Origin of the sequence: Exiguobacterium sp. s7, assembly GCF_018618195.1 — a bacterium.
In the GTDB taxonomy this organism is placed as follows: Bacteria; Bacillota; Bacilli; order Exiguobacteriales; family Exiguobacteriaceae; genus Exiguobacterium; species Exiguobacterium mexicanum_A.
In genome coordinates, this window is the sequence record NZ_JACSLO010000008.1 from 32378 (window position 1) to 50603 (window position 18226).

The following is an 18226-nucleotide window of genomic DNA, read 5'->3' on the forward strand; positions in this document are numbered from 1 at the left end:
TTTTCATCTAAAGTTAGGGTGTACCGATTGGAATCATGATTGTCGACTCTATACTTAGGGAGGAAGCGAAATGAAACGTAAATGGAGATTATCGACCGCCGTGATGACGGCTGGGATGGTATTGACTCTTGCGGCCTGTGGCGGCGGGTCGCTTACGGAAGATGAAGGATCGAACGATGCGAACGCGGATAGCGGGGACAAACAAGACGTCACGTTGAACGTCTTCCAGTTCAAGGCGGAAATCGCCAAAGACCTCGAGGCGATGGCGAAAGAATACGAAGAAGAGACGGGCGTCAAAGTGACCGTCCAAACGGTCGGAGGCGGAGCCGACTATGGGGCAGCGCTCAAGTCCCAGTTCGCGTCAGGCAATGAACCGGACATCTTCAATAACGGTGGCTTCACCGAAGCACAAACGTGGAAAGACAAGTTGGAAGACTTGTCGGACGAGAAATGGGTCGGTGACTTGACCGAAGTGGCCAAAGAACCGATGACGATGGACGACAAACTGTACGGGATGCCGATGAACTTGGAAGGCTATGGTTTCATCTATAATAAAGAGCTGTTCGATAAGGCGGGCATCAGCGAACTGCCGAAGACGTTGTCTGAGTTGACGGATGCGGCTGAGAAGTTGGATAAAGCAGGCATCACGCCGTTCTCGGTCGGTTATGCCGAATTCTGGATTCTCGGTATCCATTTGCTCAACATTCCGATGGCGCAGCAAGACGATCCGGATGCGTTTATCCAGGCGTTGAACGAGAATAAAGGAAAATTCGAGGACAACGAGCAATTCCAACAGTTCTTGAAACTGTTCGACCTCACGATCAAATATGGAAATAAAAATCCACTTACGACGGACTATAACACGCAAGTCACTCAGTTCGCTCAAGGTGAGACGGCGATGCTTCAACAAGGGAACTGGGCGCAACAGATGATTCTTGACGTGAACCCGGACATCGAGATGGGCTTCGTGCCAATTCCGATCAATGATGACAAAGAGAAGATGGACCGCCTCCCGGTCGGTGTCCCGAACAACTGGGTCGTCAACAAAAACTCCGAGTATAAGGAAGAAGCGAAGGATTTCCTCGAATGGATGGCGACGTCTGATACGGGTAAAGATTACATGGTCAACAAGTTCAAATTTATCCCGGCGTTCAAATCGATTGAAGCGAACGACCTTGGACCACTTGCAGACGATATCTTGGCCTATTCAAACGAAGGCAAGACGATCTCGTGGAACTGGTTCAAGTATCCGGATGGCGCGGTCAACGAGTATGGCGCACTGATGCAAGCATACGTTGGCGGTCAAAAGACAGGCGACGAGATGCTTCAAGACTTCACGAAAGTATGGGCCGATAAGGCGAAATGATAGCAACACAAGCGGCGAAATGACCCCTTCGCCACTTGTGTTTTTTTTATGAAGAAACTGTCACATGAATCCCATAAAAATGACACACATACCCCCCTGGGTTTTCGTACAATATGTTCTGTAAGCGATTGATCAAGAGGAGGGGTTATGAAACGACTAAGCGGGTTACTCGCGTTATGGTTCTTCTCACCGATCACTGTTCAAGCGAACGAGGAACCGGTGTCGCTCGAAGAACCGATTGTGATTCAATCGAACGAAACGTTTAACGGTGAAGGAAAGCGGTTCAGTAGTTGTGAACATCCTGCGTTTCAACTCGAAGGGACCGGGGCCGTGCTCGAGAACGTCGAGATCGAACAGTGCGAACGGACGACCGTACCCGCGGTGCTCGTCGTGGGACTCGGCCATCAAGTCATCGACGTTACGATTGAGGCGACCGGGACCGGGATCGCCGTCGAGAACAGTTACGGGGTCAGGTTGATTCGACCGAACGTGACAGGGAAGGGTGAGGAGGAAGGAATCTCGATCGAGGATAGCGAGGCGACCGTCATCAAAGGAGCCATCGTCGACCACGTCCGTGACGGCATTTATATTGAAAACGGGAACGGACACGAGTTGACCCGGCCGCTCGTCACGAACTCACGATACGGCGTTCATCTTATGTTCCCGACGGACGTCTCGATTGTGTCCCCGAATCTGCACAACAATGAAACTGGCGCGATGGTGATGGGGACCGAGCGCGTCCGTATCGAGAATGGACAAATCTATGATCAAGTCGGTGCGACAGGAATGGGACTCATGCTGTTCGAAGCGATTGAAACGAGCATCCGTGCCAATGCGATTTATGGGAACCGCGTCGGCATTTATGCCGAAAAATCGGAATGGACGACAATCCATGATAACGGTGTGAACGGAAATGATATCGGCCTAAGGATGAAACGGGCCAACGGGATGACGTTGACCGGGAACGATGTGACGAACAATCGCTATCCCGTCGTATCCTTTGAAGCGGCCGATAACGTGATTGTCGGCAACGAATGGGGCGGGCAGACACTCGATTTGACCCAAGACGGGCAGAGCGAGATCCCGTATCGGGCCGACCCATATTTGTTTTTGCTCGCTGATTCGTATGAAGCGTTTGAATTGCTGTACGGGGCTCCAGGGTTGACCGTACTCGAGCGTGTCCTCAGGAGCCCCGACGAGGTCACGCTCACCGATGTTTCGCCACGGGCGACGACGTTCGAGTTAAAGTGGCAGGGAACGGTTGGGGCAACCGTGTTAAGTGGATTATTGATTTTATTATGGCGATTTGGGAGGAAACAAGATGATTACTTATAAGAAGATGGCAGGATTACTTACCGTATCAGGATTGACGCTCGCATTAGGTGCGTGTTCAAGCGCGGCGGCGGAACCGTTTGACATCGAATGGGGCGAGACCGAATGCGTTGTATGTAACATGAAAATCATGGACGAACAGTTCGCTGCCGAGGCGATCATGGACAACGGAAAAGGCTATGCATTCGATGACATCGGTTGTTTGATGCGGGACTGGTATCCGGAACAGACAGAAGAAGACATCGCAGCTATGTACGTCAAAGACTACAACACGAAAGAATGGGTCGACCTTGAAGAAGGAACATTCGTCTACGATAAGATGTCGAAGACACCGATGGCTTACAATATCGTCTCGTTTGCGAAGGAAGCGGATGCTGAGGCATACGTGGACGAGAACGGCGGCATGGTCATGGACCTCGACGACTTGAAAGACCATTCATGGGAGCGCGGGGAAATGAAACAGCATAAAAAGATGAACGCAGATGATGACAGCAAGATGAGTGAGAATGATTCCTCAGAAGGCCATGGACAGTAAATGATGCTGTGGCGGATCGAGTGGTCGCGCACGTTACGTCAAAAAGAGAGTTACGTCTTCCTGTTCACCTGGATGGTGACGCTCGTGCTGCTTGGCGGTCTCGGACAAGCGCTACCGGTGGCGACCGCCTACACGAACGTCAACGCGACATTACTCACCATCATCGGACTCGTCTTACCGCTTTTCGTCATGTTGACGACGGCGCTCCAGTGGGGAGGGGAGCGGGAGTCGAAACGTTTGCGTCTCTTGACGACGTACCCGCTATCGATGTTTCGCCTCGTCTGGATGCGTTACACCGCCTTTCTCGCGACGCAGGCTTTAATTGTCACGCTCGCCTATGCGCTCTCGTCATTCTTCGTATCGATGCCTCTCAAGACGTGGGTCGTCCTTTGGGCATATTCGCTCGGGCTCATCGCGTATGGGGCGGCGTTCGGGACATTCGTTGGCGTCATCGGTCGAAATCGGCTTCAAGCCGTCCTCATGTCTTTCCTCGTTTGGACGGTCTTGATTTTGTTATGGCCGACGGTGCTCGTCAGTGTCATTGCGTGGATACCATACGGTGTTCAGGCGGAAGCGATGGTCGGCGCCTTGTTTTTGAACGGATTTGAGTTGTTGCGCGTCTGGGTGAGCGCAGTATTGGCGGCCCCCGATTTGTTCGGGGCCATCTATGAGACGTTTATTGGGTGGCTCGACGGCCCGGTCGGTACGGCTGTCGTCGGTGCGACGATCATCGGGGTCATTCTCAGTATGTTGGGCGCGGCAGCGTGGTGGTTACGACGGGAGGGTCGACATGATTCAACTTAATCAAGTGGGAAAACGATACGGCGAGTCATGGGCGCTCCATCCGCTTGACGGTGCGATTGACTCAGGCCAGGTCGTCGCTTTATGCGGCAGCAACGGGGCTGGGAAGTCGACACTGTTGAATCTTATGAACGGCACGATTCCCCCAAGCGTCGGGAGCGTGTCCTTGAACGGTCGAACGATCGATGACGGGAAGGCGTACCATCGGACGTTTGGATACATGCCAGACGACTTTGCGTTCGATCCGTCTTGGACCGTCGGTGAGACGTACGCCTATTACACATTATGGCAAGGCGTGAAACCAGATTTAGCGCTGTTGGAGCGCGTCGGTCTCGATGGATTGAGAAACCGAGCCGTCGGGAAGTTGTCGAAAGGGATGCGTCAACGTCTCCTACTGGCGCAGGCGCTCGTGACGAAACCTGACATCTTGCTCCTCGATGAACCGACGAACGGACTCGATCCGACTTGGATGCGTCTGCTCGGTGGCTTGTTGCGGGAAGAAGCTGAGCGTGGTGCGACGATCGTCTGCTCGACACACCAGCTTGATGTGGCAGCGATGCTCGCTGATGAAGTATGGATGCTCAAGGACGGTCGGCTCGCAGGTCGCGTCCTCGTCACGGACGAAGCGGCGGCTTATGCTGAAATCAAACGTTTCTTTTTCGAATCGGAAGTTGAGGCTTGTCAAACCGGCGCGGCTCGCACAAAATAATAGACAGTTGAAGTGGTGCTCGGAACCTTCCGGCACCACTATTTTATTGGGGAGATGAAACAAATGAGAAAGAATGTTACGGTCGCGCTGTTATTGGCGACTTTTTTAGCGGCGATTGAAGGGACGGTCGTCTCCGTCGCAACGCCGGTCATCGCGAGCGAATTGAATGGGGCCGCCCTCGTGAGCTGGGTGTTTGCCGCCTTCTTGCTGTTCACGGCGGTATCGACACCGATCTATGGGAAGGTGGCCGATTTGTTCGGCCGAAAGCGTGTCCTGTTATTTGGAATCGGGCTGTTCACGCTCGCCTCACTTCTTTGCGGACTCGCCACATCGATGGAACAACTGATTGTCTTCCGGGCGCTTCAAGGGCTCGGCGCCGGTGCGGTATTACCGATTTCGATAACGATTATCAGCGATTTGTATAAATACGAAGAGCGCGGCAAGATTCAAGGGATTTTGAGCGCGGTGTGGGGCGTATCGGGCGTGCTCGGTCCGGTCATCGGCGGGTTCTTGGTCGAGACGTTGTCTTGGCGTTACGTCTTCTTATTGAACGTACCGTTCGCACTGTTATCGTTCATCATGATCGTCACGTTCTATAAAGAGACCGTGACCGAGACGACGGAACGGATTGACGTCAAAGGAGCGCTGTTGTTCGCGTTCGGTACGACGGCGTTCTTGTATGGGCTGATCACGTTCAGCGAGACGAACGTCTGGACGGCCTCGGTCGTCGCCAGTGCCGTCTTCAGCGTCATCTTGCTCACCAGTTTCTTCTTATCGGAACGACGGGCGAAGACACCGCTCTTGCCACTCGAATTATTGAAACAACCAATCATCGCGTCGATCAATGGGGCCGTCTTCTTCGCGGCGTGGGTCCTCGTGTCAATGTCGGCCTATATCCCGATTTGGGCACAGGCCGTCCTTGGGAAATCAGCGACCGAAGCCGGATTCATGCTCATGCCACTCTCGGTCGCTTGGACATTCACGTCGATTATCGGCGGCCGTACACTTGGAGCGGCCTCGCCACGGCGTCGGGCCGTCACGGGAATGAGCCTGCTCTTGATTGGGACGATTATTTTGACGCTCATGAACCCTGCGAGCGCGGACGCGTGGGTCTATCTCGCTGTGGCCATCATCGGAGTCGGGTTCGGCTTGTCACAGCCGATGTTCATCGTCGTCTTGCAGACCGTCGTATCTTACCGGCAACGCGGGACCGCGACGGCCGCGAACTCATTTTTGAGTACAGTCGGTCAGACGCTCGGTGTTGCCGTGTTTGGTGCAGTATTCAACTTTATCGTCCTCAGCGGTTTCCGTGACGAGGCGGGCTTGAGCGACGTATCACTCGAATCGTTCTTTAATCGAAGCGTCACCGAGACGTTAAACACGACGGTCCGGCTCCAAGGCGAGCAACTCATCGCCACCGGATTGAATACCGTCTTCATCGGAGCGGCACTCGCGGCGTTCATCGCGTTGTTGATCGCGCTTCGCTTACCAGCTAACCCACCCGAACCTTCACGCGACAACTAAAGACACGGTATGATGGTGAAAAGGAGGCGATCATGTTGAAACGATGGATCCTTGTGTTATCTCTTGCCGTATTAGCAGGTTGTGCATCGGAACCTGCTGACGCACCGGCGCCAGAGGAGACTCCGGTCGAAGAGTCGACCGAAGAAACACCTGCGGAAGATACACCAGGCGATGCACCAACATCGGAAGCAGACGATTCGCTGACATTCAGTGCGAGCGAGTCTGTCGTTGAGCAATTGGACGTACCGTGGTCGATGGTAAGGACCGACGAAGGATGGCTTATCTCGGAACGAGGTGGCACAATCGCCGTCATCGATGCGGACGGGAATCTCGATCGACAACCGGTCGTCCTCGAAGAAGATGTGCTCGAAATCGGCGAGGGTGGTTTACTCGGCCTGGCCTTGACAACAGATTTCACGACATCCCGACAAGTGTACGCCTATCATACGTACGGGACACCTGGGGACGTACGAAACCGGGTCGTCGAATTGACGTGGGACGGGGAGCGCTTTGAAGAGACGGCTGTCGTGCTCGATGAGATCCCAGGCGCCCAGTTCCACAACGGCGGCCGCTTATTGCTCGATGGCGACGCACTTTGGGTCACCACGGGAGACGCCCTCGTTCCGGATCTCGCTCAAGATGAGACGTCGATTGCCGGAAAAGTGTTACGGGTGTCCTTATCCGGAACAGGCGAGCCGACCGATTGGATTTATTCGTCGGGCCACCGCAATCCCCAAGGTTTGACGAAAGTTGGCGACACGCTCTATGCGAGTGAACATGGGGCGTCCGGTCACGATGAAGTGAACATTCTCGAGCGGGGAAACAACTATGGCTGGCCGCTCATCGAGGCAGACCAGGAACAAGATGGTCTCGAGACACCGTGGTTCGAAGTCGGGGAGACGTCGTGGGCACCTTCGGGAATCGCGGCGGACGACCGTTACGTATACATGGCGACGCTTCGGGGGAATCGCCTTGTTGCCATCGACCGAGAGACAAAAGAGGTCACCCCGCTCGTCGAGGACAAAGGGCGTATCCGTGATGTCTGGTTAGGAGACGGAGAGCTCTACTTCATCACGAACAATACGGATGGACGCGGAAATCCGAGCAATGAGGATGATCAGCTGTATCGCTTGACCCTCGAATAGAAACTGACACCCGTGTCAGTTTCTATTTTTTTGTTGTCGATATCCAATTATCAGGTATAATGGACTTCATATGGAAAATGAAGGGGAATTTTACATGAAACAATCGCAATTGGTACATAAGAACGAAAAGCTGTATTTTGGACTGCTCGTCGCGGCCAGCGTGTTGACGGTGGTGTTAGGAATCGTCTTCACAATCGCCTCACTCGGTATTTTCTTATGGATAATCGGAACGATTTTAGCACTGTCTCTATTCACGCACTGGCTTCAAATCGGATATATTCGCACGAACGGCGTCAAAGTGACAGAGCGTCAATTCGCCGACTTGCATCATACGTATCAGCGTGTCGGGCAAGAGATGGGGATTCGCCTACTCCCGGACGTCTATATTCTTCAAGCCGGGGGCGTCTTGAACGCTTTCGCGACACGTTTCTTCCAAAAGAACATGGTCATCTTGTATTCGGATATCGTCGAGTTGTCACGTGATGGGTACACGAAAGAAGTCGAGTTTGTCATTGCGCATGAACTGGCACACATTCGCCGTAATCACGTTCAAAAACAGTGGGCCATGATGCTCGGCGGCTGGATCCCGTTTTTAGGGTCTGCCTATTCGCGCGCCTGTGAATTTACGTGTGACCGCATGGCCGCCCACTACATTCAAGACCAAGCCGCATCGAAACGTGCCCTCACGATTCTTGCGATCGGTGGGAAGTTGGCAAAAGAAGTGAGCGAGTTTGACTACTTGTACGAAGCGAGCCGTGAGAACGGATTTATCGCCAAGTTGAGCGAGCTGTTATCGACGCATCCGCCGCTCCCGAAACGGATTGCGGCCATCGCGACGAACGCCGGTGAGACGAACGTTCCGGTCTTCAAGACGGCAGGGTATGTCAAAGGGTCGATTATCAGCACGATTGTATTGAGCGTCATTGTCAATGTGGCCATTGTCGCCTGGTTGTTCACGAGCGACGGATTGACTGGCTTCTCAGAAGGGTTCGGCTCGCTTGATGCCATGGCAGAAGAGCCGATTCAAGAACTTGCCTATAACGATGCATCGTACGAAGAGTTCGCGGCATTGCTGGCGGACGGTGCCGACGTCAACACGCAAGACCTGTATGGCGATACGCCGCTCCATAACTTGTTATACGGGGAAGGCGCGGACATCGACACGGTCGAGCTGTTGCTCGAGAGCGGTGCCGACGTGTCCCTCGAGAACGAGGACGGGATGACCCCGGCTGAACTCGCTGCCGACTCCGGTCAACCAACAGGAATCATCGAATTGATTCAATCGTACGAGTGAACAGAGAGGTTTATGGCCATGCGTGTGGCCATAAACCTTTTTAATAACAGCTGTTGCAAACGCTTGCATGGACCGTGATATAATGACAGCGAGGAGGCGATGCGCGGATGAGCATTCGGACGAAGCTGACGGGAATGATCGCCTTGACGATTATCGTTCCCGTCATTTTGGCGACGGTCATTTCTTTTTGGTACGTCAAAGATAGGGAGCGAGAGCGGGGGCTCCAGCTCACCGAATGGTCGCTTGAGCGTGGGACGCTGCAAATGGAGCGATATATCTCGGACTTGAGCCGCCTGCCGACAAGTCTATATGCGAACCGGGACGTGCTCGATATTCTCGAGTATGGGCCGGGGTTATCCCTTCAGCAGACCGAATTGGAAGTGAGACGGGCGCTCCTCGGAATGTACTTGTCCCGCGAGGATGTGGCCCAGATTCAACTGCTCATGCTCGAAGACATGGACTCGTTCGCCGCTTATAAAATGAAAGTGTCCCCGCGTTCGAAACAGCAACCGAGTGCGATTCAACAGCAGTTGTTGAAGGATGAAGAGAGTCGCGTCCTGCTCGAGGCCTCGCATCCGCTTGTGCCGTATCATGATTTCGGTCCGCTCGTCTCGGAAGAAGATGTCGTCACGCTTCATTTTCGGCTCGATAAGATTGAGACGGACCAGCCGCTCGCGATTCTTTCCATTGATATCCCGGAAGACGTCTTCATCGGTCAGCTCGCCTCGTTACAGAACAACCCGACTGAGAGCCTCTGGTTCATCGGAGGCGGTAATCAAGTGTTCGCGCAACTCGGTGACGGTGAAATCCCGCAAAACGTGTCGACGAACTCGTTGTCGAGCGACGGGAAGCATCACCGCATTGTCAAATCGTTCGAGTTTGAGAACCAGACGTTTTACGTCGGGAAATCGATTCCTGATCGTCTGTTGACCGAACCGGCATCGCGGACATCGTTTATCATCTTCGTTGTTGGGATGGTGTCGCTCGTATTGGCGTTGATCGGTGCGACCTACGCTTCGATGCGCTTGACGACCCCAATCAAGACACTGACATCGAATATATGGCGCATTGAACAAGGGGATATGACGGTCTCGTTCGATTCCCTGGGAAATGATGAGTTCGGTGTGCTCGGACGGCAATTCAAACGGATGATCGAACGCATTGACGATTTGATTCAACGCGAGTATCGTCTGGCGCTCGAAAATCGGACGAATGAACTGAGAGCGCTCCAAGCCCAGACAAACCCACATTTTTTATTCAACGCCTTGCAGTCGATTGGGACGCTCGCGTTGAAAGGGGACGGTAAGACGGTGTACCGTCTGATTACCCAACTCTCGTCGATGATGCGTTACACGATGCATCCGGACGAGTCGCTCGTGACGCTTAGGCGAGAAGTCGACCACCTCACGTCTTACATTCGGCTGCAGCAAGTCCGGTTCCCGGATCAATTTGAGATCGAGGTCGACGTGCCGGAGACGCTCCTCGACTTGACCGTACCGAAGATGATTTTGCAGCCGCTCGCCGAGAACTTCTTTAAGCATGGATTTGAGCGGGACGGTGCGACAGAAGCGAACCGCTTCTCGGTCCGGATTCACCAGGTGGGGCCAGATCTCGTGATTCGATGTGAGAATAGCGGACGCGATATCTCGGACGAAGAGCTAGCGCTGTTAAAAGAACGGATTGAGAAGTCGACCCAACCTTTGAATGGTGCAGAAGGCACCGGTTTAAAGAACATTCGGGATCGACTCATGTTAAACTATAATCGGGAGGCTCAGTTTATGTTGGCTACACCAGAGACAGGCGGATTTCGTATTGTCATGCGTTTCCCGGCTGTAAAGGAGGCGGATGCGTCATGACGAAAGTATTGATCGTCGATGATGAGTCGCCGGTACGGGAAGCGGTGAAACTGCTCGGGGAGTGGGAACAGCTCGGCGTCACGAAAGTGATCGAGGCGCAGGACGGGGAAGAAGCGAAACGAATCATCGCCAAGGAACGGCCGGCACTGATTTTATCGGACCTGCAGATGCCTCGTTGTAACGGCATCGAGCTGATGGAATGGGTTCATAAGGAAGCTGAGACGACCAAGCTAATCGTATTGACCGGTTATGACGAATATTCGTACATGCGGCGTGCGATTCAGCTCGGTAGTTTTGATTACTTGTTGAAGCCGATCGACCCGGACGTCTTGAATGAGACGCTTGCACGCGCTCTTGCTGACGTCACGCCTGATGAAGCGGATCCGATTCTACAGATTGGTGCGTTCATCGAGCGCCATTATGCGGAAGAACTCAGCTTACAAGGGATGAGCGAGCGCTTTTACTTGAGCCGCGAATACATATCGCGTCGCTTCAAACAACAGTACGGCGTCAACTTATCCGAATATTTGCTGTCGATCCGGATGCTCGAGGCGAAACGTCTCCTTGAGACGAGTAGACAACGTATTTATGAAGTCGCCCAAGCGGTCGGCTTTTCGGATGATAAATATTTCCGGAAAGTCTTTAAAAAACAGGTTGGCATCACCCCGAATGAATATCGGGAGCAGTGTCACCGACTATCTTGAAGGAGGAATTTAATCATGAGTGTACACATTGGGGCAGAACCAGGACAAATCGCAGAAACGGTATTGTTACCGGGAGATCCGCTTCGCGCGAAGTATATCGCGGAAACGTTCCTTGAGGACGTCGAGTTATATAACGAGGTCCGCGGGATGTATGGCTTCACAGGAACATATAAAGGGAAACGCATTTCGGTTCAAGGGACAGGAATGGGCGTTCCATCGATGTCGATTTACGTGAACGAATTGATCATGTCATACGGCGCGAAAAACTTGATCCGTGTCGGTACGGCCGGTGGGATTCAAGAAGACGTTAAAGTACGTGACGTCGTCATCGCGATGAGCGCATCGAGTGAGATGGGTCAAAACCGTGTGCGTTTCAACGGGATGGACTATGCACCGACAGCGACGTTCGACCTCCTACATCGCGCTTATATGAACGCTGAAAAGGCCGGCATCCCGGTCAAAGTCGGTCAAATCTTCACAGCCGACCAATTCTATCAAGATGATTTCCACCATTTCAAGAAGTGGGCCGACTTCGGTTGCCTCGCCATCGAGATGGAGGCGGCAGGACTCTACACACTCGCTGCGAAACATAAAGTGAACGCGTTGACGATCCTTACGATCTCAGACCACTTGTTGACAGGAGAAGAGACGACATCCGAAGAACGTCAAACGACGTTTGACGAGATGATCCGTGTCGCACTCGATACAGCGGTCGAAGTCACGAACTGATGCAAATGCCCTACAAGCCACTGGTTTGTAGGGCATTTTTGTGTCCGTGCGCCTTCCCGTGTATACAAAGTGAAACCGGCAAGCTAGACTGAAGCTGAAACGAACAGTTCGAAAATCGGGCTGTACCAAGGAGTTGTGACTATGAACAAAGCATCTGCTTTTGTCATTTATAGTATCGTCTTTTTTGCTTTCTTTGATCTTTTTGCCCAGCTTCCGGTCATGAGCACGTTCGCGACATCGGTCGGTGCGACACCGTTCATCGCCGGACTCGTCATTGCCATTTATTCGTTGTCGAACACGTTCGGCAACATTTTATCGGGAATCTGGACTGACCGGATCGGTCCGATCGTCATCTTATTCGTCGGTCTCGGGCTATCGAGCCTCAGTCTATTGTCATACCATCTCGTCGACACATCGACGACGCTTCTCATCGTCCGCATCGTGCACGGGTTCGTCGCCGGCTTGATCGTACCGGCCGCGTTCACGTTGTCTGCCAATTTGACCGCAGCAAACCGTCAAGGGAAGAAAGTGGCATTGACCGGCAGTTTTGTCGGGTTGGCGGCCATCATCGGGCCAGCGTTCAGTGGGATCATGGCGAGTCGAACGACCGTCCCCGTCGTTTTCACATACGTCGCGTTTTATGGGGCGATGGTCGCATTACTCGCACTCATCTTTTTACGTCCGTCGAAACTGTCGCTCGGAACATCGAGCCGTCGAGAGGAAGGGAAATCACGGCTTGAACGTGACGTCGTGAAGGCGTATATCGGTGCCTTCCTTTTAATGTTCTCGCAAGGTGCGATCGCGTTCTTGCTACCACTTTATGTACAGTCGCTCGGCTATGACTCCCGCTTGAGCGGGACACTGCTTAGTACGTTCGGAATCATGGCGGTGCTCGTATTTGTGTTACCGACGAACCGTTTGTTCGATCAAATCGAACCAGCGAAACTTGCGGCACTCGGTGTCGGCATTCTTGGTGTGAGCCAACTGTTGATCGGCCGTGCCGAGACATCTAGTCTCTTATACGGGGTGCTCGCCTTGTACGGTGTCGGTTTCGCGATCTTATTCCCAGCCATCAACACGATGTTGATCAAAGCCACCAACCATGCCAACCGTGGCAAATCCTACGGATATTTTTATGCCTTCTTCTCGCTTGGGACGGTAACGGGCTCGGCTTTTTTAGGCTGGCTTTCCATCACGTTGACGCAAAAATTCACGGTGACCGGAGGCATCTTGCTCGCCGCCGGGTTGGTTCTCGTCATGATGCAACAAGCGAAAAAGCGGAACGTGCCCGTGAGATAAGGCAGACCGAGAGTGTGCGGAGCGAAGGTTCAAAATGGTCGATGGCCAAGAGAAAATGATAAGATGAAGCTAGCGCTATCATCTAAGGGAGGCAGATTTATGCTCGCACCAATCGAACAGTTGACCATCGAAGAGCTCATCCGTAAACAACGTCGCTTCTATCGGACACAAGCGACCAAATCGCTCGCATTCCGTCTCAGTATGCTGACGTTTTTAAAAGAATCGATTAAACATCATGAGGCCGAAATTCTCCAAGCGTTGGAGCAGGATTTGAACAAATCGGAACTCGACGCGTTCACGACGGAGATTGGTTTCGTCTACGATGAGATTACACGGACGACTCGTGAGTTGAAACGTTGGATGCGCCCGAAGCGAGTCCGCGGCGCTTCGATTCATCTCGGGACGAAAAGTGAGGTCATGTATGAACCTTATGGCACGGTACTGATTATCGCTCCATGGAACTACCCGTTTCAATTGGCGATGGCACCGCTCATCGGAGCGATTGCCGCAGGGAACACGGCCGTCGTGAAGCCTTCGGAATTGACACCGAACGTCGCCCAAATAATCACAAAAGTGCTCGAACGGGCGTTCACTGACCGCTACGTCGTCAGCGTCGAAGGAGATAAAGACGTGGCGACGGAACTGCTCGCAAAGAAGTGGGACCATATCTTCTTCACTGGGTCGACACCGGTCGGGAAAATTGTCATGGAGGCGGCGGCGAAACATTTGACGCCGGTCACGCTTGAGCTCGGCGGGAAATCGCCGGCCATCGTCCATGACGATGCCAATATCGAGATTGCGGCGAAACGGATCGCTTGGGGCAAATGGATGAACGCCGGGCAAACGTGCGTCGCTCCAGACTATGTCCTCGTCCATGAATCGAAACGAGAGGTATTCCTCGAAGCCATTAAACGTGAAGCGTTCACGATGTTCGGGAATGGCGTCGGGACGAAGCGGTTCACACGAATCGTCAATGAGACACACTTCGACCGTTTGATCGGATATTTGACGGAAGGCGACGTATTTTTCGGAGGTCAGACCGACCGAGATCAATTGAAGATCGCTCCGACTGTATTGACGGACATCGAAGAAGACGCAAACGTTATGAAGGATGAGATTTTTGGGCCGATTCTACCGGTACTCACGTATCGTCAACTCGACGAAGTGATTGATTTCGTCGCAGCGCGTCCACACCCGCTCGCGCTCTATTTGTTCACTGAGACGAAAGAGGTGGAGCAGAAGGTGATGAAGCATCTCACGTTTGGCGGAGGTTGTGTCAATGATGTCCTTATGCATTTGACGAACCCGAACCTGCCGTTCGGTGGCGTCGGTGAGAGCGGAATGGGCTCGTATCATGGTCGCTACAGCTTTGAGACGTTCAGCCATGCCAAATCGATTTTACGCAATACGACGAAATTTGATTTACCGGTTCGTTATCCGAACTTCAAAGGAGCCGAGAAGTTGATTCGACTCGTCTACCGATGATTGGATTAGACTGCAGAGAGCCTGCAGTCTTTTTTTTGTGAACGAAAAAATAAGACGATTGTTTGAAATGTCACATACTTTTATGAAAATGCCCCTTGCCCTCCTGTATAATAAAACCATATATCACGCACGAGGCCAGATTAGGCATGAGACCAGTGGAGGGAGCAGACAACATGACTATGAAATGTGGGACGACCCAACCGAACAGCTTCGTCTTCTCAGAAGAGACGAAACAGCTCTTATTCGAGATGATGACGTTTCAAGAATATTCAAAAGCGAGTATCGTTTGTTGGGAAGGAGAAAAATGCAGTAAGTTCTTTTATTTGAAGAGCGGTACCGTCAAATTCACGAAACTGACGAAAAAAGGGAGTTCGCTCATCATGTTCATATACGGCGCTGACGACTTCTTTGGAGAGTTCGACATCGACGATGTATTCCCGAGCTCCTACAGTATCGAGACGACCGAGGACAGTGTCATCGGCTGGATTTCAAAACAAGAAATGGACGAGCTCGTGCGTCAAGACGCGCAGCTGGCTACGGAGGTGTTGCGTTGGACTTCGATGATGCGCAAACAGTCCGAGATGAAGTTGCGTGACTTGTTGCTGTATGGGAAGCCAGGGGCGCTCGCCTCGACGTTGCTTCGCATGGCGGCAATGCACGGCGTAGAGGAGACAGAGGGGGTCACAGTTCCGAGACATCCGTCTGACGGCGAACTCGGACAATTGATCGGTGCACCTCGCGAAACGGTCAATCGAATGATGAACCAGTGGCGGAAAGAAGGCGTGTTAACGACGACTCCGACATCGATGGTGTTGCATGACATCGATTTCCTAAAAGAGCTATGTTACTGCGAAGGCTGTCCCGCCGGTATTTGTCGGCTTTGACTTGCCGTTCATAAGCATTGAAAAACGTGCGGCGTCACAACATGAGAACATGAACAGGTGATTGGACCGACTGATGTCGGAGCAATCGCCTTTTTGTATGCCTTTTTTCCAAATGTGAACTTTATGTGTGGAAACTACGCAAATTTGATGTGATTGTCACTTTTGAAGTGACAAATGTCACATATTAATCAGTGCCCCTTTTCATACAATGAAAGTGGAAATCAAAGGGAAAGGGGTCCTTCACGTGGAGAAAAACGATGGACAAGAACCGAACTTAAAAGGCACGTTCACATCGGTCATGATTGTCGCTGGCGTCATCATTGCCATGTGGTCGTCGGTCTTTTACTTATTTGTGACACGATAACGAGCAAGAGGAGGGAAGCACGATGCATATTCATAAACTTGAGAAGTATTGGTTAGTATTCGGCATTATTCTATTAGGCGTCTTTTTGACAGTGCTCGGTATCTCTGCGTTTGCTGCAGGGAATCAGCCGGCTTCGGACGCCGATTTGATCGACCCGGCAAAAGTGCATCAAACTGCACCGTTCGACAAACCAGGGCTTCATAAAATCGGTGACAACGAGTATGAGCTCGTCATGGTCGCCCAAGCGTTCACATTCACACCGGGCAATGTGGAAATCCCAAAAGGGGCGAAAGTCACGTTTCTCGTCACGTCACCGGACGTCGTCCACGGGTTCCAATTGACAGGGACACCGGTCAATATGATGGTCGTGCCAGGCCACATCAACTCGCTCACGTATACGTTCGAAGAAGCAGGCGAATTCTTGATTCTATGTAACGAATACTGTGGGACCGGACATCACATGATGTCGACAAAAATTAAGGTGGTGGACTAAATGAATGACGTAGCCTCAAAATTAAAACAGTGGGAAATGGAACGCGGCGTACCGGTACCAAGTATCGGTGTTAAAGAAGCGCGCCTCGCCTATGCCCATGTCGTCATTTCGGTCCTCGCCGTCCTGATCGGCGGTTTGGCAGGACTCATGCAGACGCTCATCCGAACGGGCGTCATCCCGGAAGTGTTCGGTTATTATCAACTCTTGACCGCGCACGGCATCATGCTCGGTCTCGTCTTCACGACAATGTTCATCATCGGTCTTCTTTACGCGCTCCTCGCTAAGTCGTTCGGACGTTTTGAGTCGTTCCCGACCCGGGTCGCGTGGCTCGGATTTTGGATGATCATCGCCGGTGCCGTGCTCGTCACGATCATGGTGCTCGCCAATAAAGCGACCGTGTTGTATACGTTTTACGCGCCGCTCATGGCCGACCCGATCTTCTATATCGGCCTCGTCTTGTTCGTCGTCGGCACATGGTTGTCTGCGTTCGCCATGTTCCGGATGTATGCGGACTACAAACGGGAGAACCCAGGTATTCACCCGCCGCTTCCGGCGTATATGAGTGTCATGACGATGCTATTGTGGGTCATCGCAACGCTCGGTGTTGCCGGAACGATTCTGTTCCAGCTGCTACCGCTCTCGCTCGGATGGAAAGATACGGTCGGGATTGAGTTATCACGGACGTTGTTCTGGTACTTCGGTCACCCCCTCGTCTATTTCTGGCTCATGCCAGCCTATATCGTCTGGTATACGGTCGTGCCGAAAGTCATCGGGGGGAAAATCTTCTCGGATGCGCTCGCCCGGATGGCGTTCCTGTTGTTCCTCTTGTTCTCGTTCCCGGTCGGTTTCCACCACCAGTTGACAGAGCCGGGGATTGAGCCGTTCTGGAAGTTCGTTCAAGTCATCTTGACGTTCCTCGTCGTCATCCCGTCGTTTATGACGGCGTTCTCGCTGTTTGCGACGTTCGAGCTGCGTGGTCGCGCACTCGGTGCCCGCGGGTTATTCGGTTGGGTCAAGAAAATGCCATATGGGGATGTCCGTTTCCTCGCGCCGTTCGTCGGCATGTTGTTCTTCATTCCAGCCGGAGCCGGCGGGATCATCAACGCATCGCACCAATTGAACGCGATGGTCCACAACACACTTTGGGTCACAGGTCACTTCCATATCACAGTCGGGACGGCCGTCGCCTTGACGTTCTTCGGAACGGCATATTGGCTCGTACCGGTATTGCGCGGTCGTACACTCACGAAAAAGATGAACCGACTCGGATTGATTCAAACGGGAACGTGGGCGTTTGGGATGTCAATCATGTCTTACGCAATGCACATCTCAGGACTCCAAGGTAACCCGCGTCGGACCGGACCGGCAACGTACTTCTCGGATGCGCTTACGCGCGAATGGATTCCATACCACATCGCCATGGCGATTGGCGGGACAATCCTCTTGATCTCGGTCCTCATCTTCGTTTACTCAATGTTCAACTTGTCGTTCCTCGCGCCGAAAGGGGAGGAAGAATTCCCGCTCGCTGAGACGGAAGAGGCAGCGATGGAGACGCCTCGTTTCTTTGAAAACTGGAAACTATGGATCACCGTCACGTTCGTCTTGATCGCGTTCGCTTATACGGTCCCGATTTGGCACTTGATTGAGAGTGCGCCACCGGGAGCGAAAGGCTGGGTGCTCTGGTAAACTGAAGTCAGCCCTGTAGT

General features: G+C 52.7%; 17 protein-coding genes. All 17 read left to right on the forward strand.

Translation table 11 applies throughout. The features are described 5' to 3' along the window. Positions 1-70: 70 nt before the first annotated feature. The 17 genes from KNP79_RS10870 (at position 71) to KNP79_RS10950 (ending at position 18206) form a co-directional block, all read left to right on the forward strand. Positions 71-1366, forward strand: coding sequence for an ABC transporter substrate-binding protein (locus tag KNP79_RS10870; protein ID WP_034781154.1), 1296 nt, complete (start codon positions 71-73; stop codon positions 1364-1366). A 147-nt stretch (positions 1367-1513) separates the two neighbouring features. Continuing rightward, positions 1514-2701 (forward strand): right-handed parallel beta-helix repeat-containing protein, encoded by a 1188-nt coding sequence (locus tag KNP79_RS10875; RefSeq protein ID WP_215192360.1) that lies wholly within the window; start codon positions 1514-1516, stop codon positions 2699-2701. Further along, positions 2688-3233, forward strand: a complete 546-nt coding sequence (locus tag KNP79_RS10880; RefSeq protein ID WP_052090279.1) for a nitrous oxide reductase accessory protein NosL — start codon at positions 2688-2690, stop codon at positions 3231-3233. The genes KNP79_RS10875 and KNP79_RS10880 overlap by 14 nt, the downstream gene beginning before the upstream one ends. Further along, positions 3234-4037, forward strand: coding sequence for an ABC transporter permease (locus KNP79_RS10885; RefSeq protein ID WP_251132949.1), 804 nt, complete (start codon positions 3234-3236; stop codon positions 4035-4037). It abuts the gene before it with no gap. After that, on the forward strand, positions 4024-4743 hold the full coding sequence (locus tag KNP79_RS10890) for an ABC transporter ATP-binding protein (protein ID WP_034781150.1): 720 nt from the start codon (positions 4024-4026) through the stop codon (positions 4741-4743). The genes KNP79_RS10885 and KNP79_RS10890 overlap by 14 nt, the downstream gene beginning before the upstream one ends. A 63-nt stretch (positions 4744-4806) precedes the next feature. Next, entirely contained in the window at positions 4807-6267 is a 1461-nt protein-coding gene (locus KNP79_RS10895; RefSeq protein ID WP_215192362.1) for an MDR family MFS transporter, read from the forward strand. A 35-nt stretch (positions 6268-6302) separates the two neighbouring features. After that, positions 6303-7412 carry a PQQ-dependent sugar dehydrogenase gene (locus tag KNP79_RS10900; protein ID WP_251132950.1) on the forward strand — a complete coding sequence of 370 codons (1110 nt, stop codon included), beginning with the start codon at positions 6303-6305 and terminating at the stop codon, positions 7410-7412. Between the two features lie 94 nt (positions 7413-7506). Beyond that, positions 7507-8706, forward strand: a complete 1200-nt coding sequence (locus KNP79_RS10905) for a M48 family metallopeptidase (protein WP_215192366.1) — start codon at positions 7507-7509, stop codon at positions 8704-8706. A gap of 107 nt (positions 8707-8813) precedes the next feature. Further along, positions 8814-10562 (forward strand): sensor histidine kinase, encoded by a 1749-nt coding sequence (locus KNP79_RS10910; protein ID WP_215192368.1) that lies wholly within the window; start codon positions 8814-8816, stop codon positions 10560-10562. Then, complete coding sequence (locus tag KNP79_RS10915; RefSeq protein WP_215192370.1) at positions 10559-11266, forward strand: response regulator transcription factor; 708 nt, start codon at positions 10559-10561, stop codon at positions 11264-11266. Before KNP79_RS10910 ends, KNP79_RS10915 begins: the two co-directional genes overlap by 4 nt. Before the next feature lie 15 nt (positions 11267-11281). Then, complete coding sequence (gene deoD / locus KNP79_RS10920; protein WP_034781140.1) at positions 11282-11995, forward strand: purine-nucleoside phosphorylase; 714 nt, start codon at positions 11282-11284, stop codon at positions 11993-11995. A 141-nt stretch (positions 11996-12136) separates the two neighbouring features. Next, positions 12137-13294 (forward strand): MFS transporter, encoded by a 1158-nt coding sequence (locus KNP79_RS10925; RefSeq protein WP_215192372.1) that lies wholly within the window; start codon positions 12137-12139, stop codon positions 13292-13294. A 99-nt stretch (positions 13295-13393) separates the two neighbouring features. After that, the gene (locus KNP79_RS10930) at positions 13394-14779 is read left to right on the forward strand and encodes an aldehyde dehydrogenase (protein ID WP_214712847.1); all 1386 of its coding nucleotides are present in this window, start codon (positions 13394-13396) and stop codon (positions 14777-14779) included. Between the two features lie 173 nt (positions 14780-14952). Then, a complete protein-coding gene (locus KNP79_RS10935) occupies positions 14953-15663 on the forward strand; it encodes a Crp/Fnr family transcriptional regulator (RefSeq protein ID WP_034781136.1) in 711 nt (236 codons plus the stop codon). A 244-nt stretch (positions 15664-15907) separates the two neighbouring features. Beyond that, on the forward strand, positions 15908-16027 hold the full coding sequence (locus KNP79_RS10940) for a cytochrome c oxidase subunit 2A (protein ID WP_232819585.1): 120 nt from the start codon (positions 15908-15910) through the stop codon (positions 16025-16027). 22 nt (positions 16028-16049) lie between these two features. Next, positions 16050-16520 carry a cytochrome c oxidase subunit II gene (locus KNP79_RS10945; protein ID WP_034781134.1) on the forward strand — a complete coding sequence of 157 codons (471 nt, stop codon included), beginning with the start codon at positions 16050-16052 and terminating at the stop codon, positions 16518-16520. Next, entirely contained in the window at positions 16521-18206 is a 1686-nt protein-coding gene (locus KNP79_RS10950) for a b(o/a)3-type cytochrome-c oxidase subunit 1 (RefSeq protein WP_034781132.1), read from the forward strand. It abuts the gene before it with no gap. The last annotated feature ends 20 nt before the right edge of the window (positions 18207-18226 follow it).

Coding starts and splice junctions, on each gene's coding strand:
- KNP79_RS10870 (WP_034781154.1), top strand. CDS start 71: ATGAAACGTAAATGGAGATTATCGACCGCCGTGATGACGGCTGGGATG.
- KNP79_RS10875 (WP_215192360.1), top strand. CDS start 1,514: ATGAAACGACTAAGCGGGTTACTCGCGTTATGGTTCTTCTCACCGATC.
- KNP79_RS10880 (WP_052090279.1), top strand. CDS start 2,688: ATGATTACTTATAAGAAGATGGCAGGATTACTTACCGTATCAGGATTG.
- KNP79_RS10885 (WP_251132949.1), top strand. CDS start 3,234: ATGATGCTGTGGCGGATCGAGTGGTCGCGCACGTTACGTCAAAAAGAG.
- KNP79_RS10890 (WP_034781150.1), top strand. CDS start 4,024: ATGATTCAACTTAATCAAGTGGGAAAACGATACGGCGAGTCATGGGCG.
- KNP79_RS10895 (WP_215192362.1), top strand. CDS start 4,807: ATGAGAAAGAATGTTACGGTCGCGCTGTTATTGGCGACTTTTTTAGCG.
- KNP79_RS10905 (WP_215192366.1), top strand. CDS start 7,507: ATGAAACAATCGCAATTGGTACATAAGAACGAAAAGCTGTATTTTGGA.
- KNP79_RS10910 (WP_215192368.1), top strand. CDS start 8,814: ATGAGCATTCGGACGAAGCTGACGGGAATGATCGCCTTGACGATTATC.
- KNP79_RS10915 (WP_215192370.1), top strand. CDS start 10,559: ATGACGAAAGTATTGATCGTCGATGATGAGTCGCCGGTACGGGAAGCG.
- deoD (WP_034781140.1), top strand. CDS start 11,282: ATGAGTGTACACATTGGGGCAGAACCAGGACAAATCGCAGAAACGGTA.
- KNP79_RS10925 (WP_215192372.1), top strand. CDS start 12,137: ATGAACAAAGCATCTGCTTTTGTCATTTATAGTATCGTCTTTTTTGCT.
- KNP79_RS10930 (WP_214712847.1), top strand. CDS start 13,394: ATGCTCGCACCAATCGAACAGTTGACCATCGAAGAGCTCATCCGTAAA.
- KNP79_RS10935 (WP_034781136.1), top strand. CDS start 14,953: ATGACTATGAAATGTGGGACGACCCAACCGAACAGCTTCGTCTTCTCA.
- KNP79_RS10945 (WP_034781134.1), top strand. CDS start 16,050: ATGCATATTCATAAACTTGAGAAGTATTGGTTAGTATTCGGCATTATT.
- KNP79_RS10950 (WP_034781132.1), top strand. CDS start 16,521: ATGAATGACGTAGCCTCAAAATTAAAACAGTGGGAAATGGAACGCGGC.